The organism is Candidatus Phytoplasma palmae (assembly GCF_046896035.1).
Taxonomy (GTDB): Bacteria; Bacillota_I; Bacilli_A; order Acholeplasmatales; family Acholeplasmataceae; genus Phytoplasma; species Phytoplasma palmae.
This window is the reverse complement of the sequence record NZ_JBIPDD010000006.1, coordinates 20,026-21,488: the sequence shown is the minus strand read 5'-3', so window position 1 is coordinate 21,488 and position 1,463 is coordinate 20,026. Positions and strand designations below refer to the sequence as shown.

General features: G+C 15.5%; 1 protein-coding gene. It reads left to right on the top strand.

Features of this window, described 5'->3' with window-relative positions:
• The first annotated feature begins 748 nt into the window (after positions 1-748).
• Positions 749-1,402, top strand: coding sequence for an adenylate kinase (locus tag ACHMP6_RS01230; protein WP_412097716.1), 654 nt, complete (start codon positions 749-751; stop codon positions 1,400-1,402).
• Positions 1,403-1,463: the final 61 nt, after the last annotated feature.

Here is a 1,463-nt window from a genome sequence, read left to right as displayed (position 1 = left end):
GTTGCCTTTGTTTATTTTTTTAACAAAACTAATTTATAATAAAAAAATATTAATTTAAAAACTTAGATTAATAATTATATTTAATTAAAATATTAAAATTTTAAAAAATATATATAAAAAAGTTATAAAAAACAAAAATAAATATAAAATATATTTAAAAAAATATATAAATTAAAAAAACAAAAAGAAATAAAAAATTTATTTTTAGTTTATTCTAAAAAAATATAAAATAAATTGAAATAAATAAGTTTATATTTTAAATTTTTAAATATTTAGTTGTGAAAAATAAAATAATGGTAACATTAAAAAAGAAAAAATTAATTTAAAATTATTTTAAAAAATAACTAAAACAAATAAACAAAATATTAAAAAAATATCATTATTTTATTATTATATTTTTTTAAATATATTTTTATAAAAGAAAGAAAATAATTTAATTTTTAATTAAATATAAACAAGATAATTTATAATAATTAAATTATTTAATCAATGTGATAGCGGTAATTCAATGATATATATTATAACAATACTTATTGTTAAATTATTTTTTTGAAAGTTATCTAAAAATGACAAAATACAAAAAAAATTTATACTATTTTTTTATTTTTTGAAATTAAAATTAATAAAAATAAAAAAATAAAAAACAAAATGTAGTTAATTAATAAAATAATTATGAAACGCGATTAAAATAAAATAATAATTACTATAAATATTTTTAAAATAAAAAATTTTAAAAGGGTATCAAAAAGTGAATATAATATTAATAGGACCGCCTGCTACTGGAAAAGGTACGCAATCTTCTATTTTATCTAAACATTTTAAAATTCCTCATATATCTATAGGAGACATATTTCGTAATAACCTAAAAAATAAAACTAAATTAGGAAAATTAGTTCATTCATTTATAGAAAAAGGATCCTTAGTTCCTGACGAAATTACAAATAAAATGATAAGTCAACATTTGTATCAAAAAAAAATTGAAAATGGATTTATTTTAGATGGTTTTCCGCGTAATTTGAATCAAGCTATTTTTTTAGATAAAGAATTAGAAAGCAAAAAAATAGAGTTATCAAAAGTAATTTACTTTAATTCTGCAGAAGAAGTTCTTCGTAAAAGAATAATGGGAAGGATAGTTTGTCCTAAATGTGGAGAAATTTATAATAAAGAAAAAAAAATTCCTAAAAAAAATAATTTTTGTGATAACGATAATACAAAATTAACAAAACGCAAAGATGATACTATAGAAACTTTTATGCAACGTTTAATTATTTACAAAAAAGAAACCTTTCCTTTGATAAATTTCTATAAACAAAAAAACAAAATTTTAGAAATTAAAATAGATGATCCGAATACCTCAATAGAAGAAATAACTAATATAATTCTAAAAAAATTAAATAAATAATATTTTTTGAAAACCAATCAACATGCAAAAAAATTTATTATATTTTAATGACGTTTGATAT